This window comes from Sulfurimonas sp., assembly GCF_028694895.1.
Classification (GTDB): domain Bacteria; phylum Campylobacterota; class Campylobacteria; order Campylobacterales; family Sulfurimonadaceae; genus Sulfurimonas.
Genome location: NZ_JAQVKA010000112.1, coordinates 1 through 4,442 on the forward strand (window position 1 = coordinate 1; position 4,442 = coordinate 4,442).

Below are 4,442 nucleotides of genomic sequence, written 5' to 3' on the forward strand. Positions count from 1 at the left end.
GCGCGAGTATTTAAAACAGAGATGATTTGTCCATTTTGTTTGAGTTTTCTAATTGATGCAAGTCCTGCTGCCATAGCAACTGGGTTTCCGCTAAGTGTTCCTGCTTGATAAACTGGACCCTCAGGTGAGAGTTTCGCCATAATCTCTGCACGTGCTCCAAAAGCACCAACAGGCATTCCTCCTCCGATAACTTTTCCAAGAGTTACTATGTCAGGTTTTACTCCAGTGATAGACTCTGCACCATGAACAGAGGCGCGAAAACCACTCATTACTTCATCAAATATTAGCAGAGTGCCATTTGCATCACAAAGAGCTCTTAGCTCATGTAAGAACTCTTTATCAGCTGGAACAAGGCCCATGTTTCCAGCTATTGGCTCTATGATTACACAAGCTATATTTTTAGAATCATTGAAGCACTTCTTTACACTCTCTATATTGTTATATTCAGCTAAGAGTGTGTGTTTTGTAAAATCAGCTGGAACTCCTGGAGAGCTTGGGTGTCCAAACGTAGCAGCACCACTTCCAGCTTGAACTAAGAGTGAGTCACTATGCCCATGATAACAACCTGTAAACTTTACAATATCGTCACGGTTTGTATATCCACGAGCAAGGCGGATAGCACTCATAACAGCTTCTGTTCCGCTGCTTACAAATCTAACCTTCTCAATTGAGTCAAACATAGAGATAACAAGAGCAGCCAAATCACTCTCAGCTTGTGTTGGAGCGCCAAAGCTAAGGCCGTGTTTAACGGCTTCTATCACAGCACTCTCGATAGTCTCATCTCTATGCCCAAATAGAAGTGGACCCCAACTTTGAACATAATCAACATATCTATTTCCATCTACATCAGTTAAATACGCACCCTCTCCCTCAGCAATAAAGAGTGGTGTTCCACCAACACTTTTAAATGCTCTAACAGGAGAATTTACGCCTCCAGGAATTAAGTTTTGCGCTTCTTTAAAAGCTTTTAATGAATTATCAATGCTCATAAAATGACCCTCTGTTTTTTTCGTAATTATATCGAAGTTGTATTAATCTACATTAGTTATAATTGCCCAAAATTTTATAAGTAAATGGAACTGCTTGAATCGCTCATACTTTGCCTTATTTGTTGCCATACTAATACATATTATGTTGATGCTTCTTTTTTGGCTCTTAGGCACCATAACGCCTGAGATAAAAAAGATGGAAAAACCACAAGAAACTAAGATAAAACTCTCACTCAAAGAGATTGAGAAAAAAGTGCAAACAGAAAATGATGGAATCAAAAAAGTTATAGATAAAATACCAGAGATTGTCCCTCCTATGCAAAAGGGAAGCCAACTAAAAGAGATACCAAAGCCTCAGAAAAAAGAACCTATAAAATATGATGAGAAAAAAATATCTAGCTCAAAAAGCACGCCACAACTAAACAAGTCTCAAGAGCCTCCTCTTAGGGAGCCTAAACCAAAAACAGAGCCTATTCCTTCTAAGAAGCCTTACATTCCTCTTGTGCCGCCAGTAGATCAAAGCAGCGATCCTCTTGCTTGGATGAGAGAAGATAAATCAGAGGAAGATAGCAAAGAGAAAAAAACAAAAACAGCCTCAGGAAGCAGTGTTGGAAACTCTGATTTGAGAGAACTTTATGGCGATGATTTTTCAAAGTTCACAGAGGGACAACAGAAGTATCTTATAGATAATCAAGAGATTATGAGAAGAATCACTCAAGAGATACTAAACAGAGTAGCACAGGTAAATCTAAGACATGATATGAACGTAAATAGAGTAAACATAGTTGAGTTTTATCTTCATCCAAACGGAGATATGAGTGACTTTAAATTTTTACAAAATAGCGGTTACCACATACTTGATGCTACAACTCAAGAGACAATAGAGTTTGCGTATAGCAGATATCCAAGACCTAAAGAGAAAATTCTTATAAGGTATAATGTATTTTATAATCTTGCGAGATAGAGCTACTCTTGGGCGTTTTTGTTAAGAAATGACAAAGCGCCTTTGTAGATAGGCTCATCTATAAAACCAAATTCCTCATCTTCAAAACCACTAATCCCCTCTTCTAGCTTTAGTTCAAAAAGTTTAATAATTGCTTTTGCACGTTTTATGTCTGATTCGCTATTTACAAAGCTCTTATTCGCAAGAGAAGCTTGAGCAGGAGAGATACACCCTTTTGCATCATATCCCATGCTTTTTTCTAAAGAAAGCCATAACTCAAACTCATCTAAATTTTTAAACTCTTGATATACAAAAGAGACAGGTTTTACGCCTATGGATTTACAACTTATCAAAAAATGAGAGAGCATATATATAACTGCAGGGTTATCTCTTGAAATAAGAGTTTGAGATAAGTTCATATCAGCAAAAAGGTCCAAAATACCAAGGTAAAAAGTAGTTATTCTCTTATCTACCTTTAGTTCTAAAATATTCTTCCATGCCTCTTTTGTCTCTATAGAGAGGTGGAGTTCTATTTTCTCATCTAAGAGTTCATATACAGATTCTATCTCTTTTTTACTCTTTATTTTTGGAATTCGTATAGCATCTGGCATAAATTGGTTTAGGTATGTTATCTCATCATATCCGCCCTCATCAAGAGCATTTACGCGAACTATAAGCTTTTTATCACATTTTTTATAGTGTGATAGAAAGATGGCACACAAAACAAGAGCAAAAGGTTTATCTTCTTTGCTTACTCCATCTTCAAGATTTAAGATTATGGAGTCTGCTTCAAGTGTATCTATTTTTGTTAAATGTTTTAGATTGTTACATGAGAGCATAAGTGCGGAGCGAAAATCTGCTCTTTTGTTTAGAATCCTGTACGTCGGAATAGCTAAAGCGTCTAAGGCTACTAAATCTCTCTTCTGGTAAGCCTCTGTTATCTCTTGTAGATTACTTATCATTAGAGGTACCATTTTTTTTCTTCTCTTGAAGATAAAAATAGAGCGCTTTAATCTCATTTTGCGTTAAAAAATATCTAGGCATACCATTTTTTCTAACGTTTAGAGCTTTATAAAAATCATTGAAATCCATACCCGTGATACCTGGGCCAAAAAAGGTTTTTTGTTCTTTTTTATGCTCATATCTTGCAACAATTTTACCCTCTCCATACTCACCGTGACATTTATGACAACCAATGCCTCGCGGATTTTTATATAGTGAAGATGAGTACTCCATCGGTGTTATAAAACTACTTTGAGCAAAAAGGGACAATGGCAATAAAAGTAACAACATATCTCTCATAAAGCGACCTTTTAATATATAAAGGTATAATAACAAAAAAATTATATTATGAGGTTTAAATGCAACTTCTTGATGGAAAAGCACTCTCTGCAAAGATAGAAACAACCGTAGTAAAAGAGACAAAAGATTTAAAAAATAGTACAGGTTTAGTTCCTGGACTTGCTGTTATTTTAGTAGGACAAGACCCTGCAAGTGCAGCTTATGTAAATATGAAAAAAAAGGCGTGTGATAGAGTTGGTTTTTACTCTATAACACATGAAATGCCTGGCGATATATCTCAAAGTGCCATAGAGAACACAATCACTATGATGAATGATAATCCAAACATAGATGGTATTTTGATCCAACTCCCACTTCCCTCGCAGATAGATACAACAAAGATATTAGAACTAGTAGAACCTAGCAAAGATGTTGATGGTTTTCATCCATATAATGTAGGAAGATTAACTACCGGACTTGATGGATTTGTTCCTTGTACTCCACTTGGTGTAATGGAGCTTTTAAATGAATATAACATTGACGTTAAAGGTAAAAACTGTGTGGTTGTTGGTGCATCAAACATAGTTGGAAAGCCTATGGCTGCACTTCTTTTAAATGCAAATGCAACAGTTGAAATTTGTCATATATTTACAGATAACTTAAAAACACACACGCTTAGAGCTGATATGATTTTTGTAGGGGCTGGTGTGATAAATCTTATAAAAGAAGATATGGTTAAAGATGGCGCAATTATCGTAGATATCGGAATAAATCGCGCAGATGATGGTAGACTTGTTGGAGATGTTGATTTTGAAAAAGTAGCAAAAAAATGCTCATTTATAACTCCTGTTCCTGGTGGTGTAGGTCCAATGACAATCGCGATGCTTCTAAGTAATACGCTAAAAGCTGCAAAAGCACATGCAAAAATGAAAGATGGTAAATGAAAGAACTCTTACGCAAAACATACAAATTTTCTAACTCATGGACAGGAACTATTATAATTGTTCTTTTTGTTATATTTTTTATCGCTCAAGCTTTTAAAATCCCAAGTGGTTCAATGAAAGACTCTCTTTTAATAGGTGATCATCTTTTTGCTAAAAAATTTGCTTATGGTGTTTCTATGCCGCATATTCCATTTTTAGAAGTCTCTATTATGCCATGGAGCGATAGCCTGCGTCTAATGGACGGCGATAAGCCAAAGCGTGGAGATATAGTTATTTTTAGACCAC

General features: G+C 36.0%; 6 protein-coding genes. 3 read left to right on the forward strand and 3 right to left on the reverse strand.

The window, feature by feature from the left end:
• Positions 1-989: glutamate-1-semialdehyde 2,1-aminomutase (locus tag PHI38_RS09265; protein ID WP_299855435.1), on the reverse strand; the 989-nt coding region annotated here is incomplete at its 3' end.
• Positions 990-1,083: 94 nt separating this feature from the next.
• Here PHI38_RS09265 and PHI38_RS09270 point away from each other — a divergent pair.
• Positions 1,084-1,953 carry a hypothetical protein gene (locus PHI38_RS09270; protein ID WP_299855437.1) on the forward strand — a complete coding sequence of 290 codons (870 nt, stop codon included), beginning with the start codon at positions 1,084-1,086 and terminating at the stop codon, positions 1,951-1,953.
• A gap of 2 nt (positions 1,954-1,955) precedes the next feature.
• Here the strand turns inward: PHI38_RS09270 and PHI38_RS09275 are convergent, their stop codons facing one another.
• Positions 1,956-2,894, reverse strand: a complete 939-nt coding sequence (locus PHI38_RS09275; RefSeq protein ID WP_299855439.1) for an aldolase/citrate lyase family protein — start codon at positions 2,892-2,894, stop codon at positions 1,956-1,958.
• A complete protein-coding gene (locus PHI38_RS09280) occupies positions 2,884-3,234 on the reverse strand; it encodes a cytochrome c (protein ID WP_299855441.1) in 351 nt (116 codons plus the stop codon). Before PHI38_RS09280 ends, PHI38_RS09275 begins: the two co-directional genes overlap by 11 nt.
• A gap of 59 nt (positions 3,235-3,293) precedes the next feature.
• Here PHI38_RS09280 and folD point away from each other — a divergent pair, with 59 nt between their 5' ends.
• Positions 3,294-4,157, forward strand: coding sequence for a bifunctional methylenetetrahydrofolate dehydrogenase/methenyltetrahydrofolate cyclohydrolase FolD (gene folD / locus PHI38_RS09285; protein ID WP_299855443.1), 864 nt, complete (start codon positions 3,294-3,296; stop codon positions 4,155-4,157).
• On the forward strand, positions 4,154-4,442 hold a 289-nt coding region (gene lepB, locus PHI38_RS09290; RefSeq protein ID WP_299855445.1), incomplete at its 3' end, for a signal peptidase I. The genes folD and lepB, both read left to right, overlap by 4 nt.

What these genes read in the sequence shown, in the direction of transcription:
- PHI38_RS09275 (WP_299855439.1), bottom strand. Translation starts at nt 2,894, where the DNA reads ATGATAAGTAATCTACAAGAGATAACAGAGGCTTACCAGAAGAGAGAT.
- PHI38_RS09280 (WP_299855441.1), bottom strand. Translation starts at nt 3,234, where the DNA reads ATGAGAGATATGTTGTTACTTTTATTGCCATTGTCCCTTTTTGCTCAA.
- folD (WP_299855443.1), top strand. Translation starts at nt 3,294, where the DNA reads ATGCAACTTCTTGATGGAAAAGCACTCTCTGCAAAGATAGAAACAACC.